A 240-nucleotide genomic window follows, 5' to 3' on the forward strand; every position below is an offset into this window, starting at 1 on the left:
GAACTAAACCAATTTGAACAAAGATACCGGCTAAGACAACGGTATTACTTTCACCAGTCGCACGATCAGTGTAGATCAAACTGGTTACACGGGTACCATCACCTTTGACTTCAGTGGTCATCGCTTGGGTAATAATGGTGATGTTACCCATTGATTTAGCTTTGCGCTGTAGCACTTCATCGGCACGTAACTTACTGTCAAACTCAAGTACGGTGACGTGTTCAACGATGTTAGCAAGGT

Annotated in this window: 1 protein-coding gene; it reads right to left on the reverse strand. The window is 43.8% G+C overall.

Features of this window, described 5'->3' with window-relative positions:
* A partial coding sequence (locus AAEY79_RS16245; RefSeq protein ID WP_352289782.1) for an NAD-binding protein occupies positions 1–240 on the reverse strand: 240 nt, incomplete at both ends.

This window comes from Psychrobacter sp. GW64-MNA-CIBAN-0177, from assembly GCF_040309585.1.
GTDB lineage: Bacteria > Pseudomonadota > Gammaproteobacteria > Pseudomonadales > Moraxellaceae > Psychrobacter > Psychrobacter okhotskensis.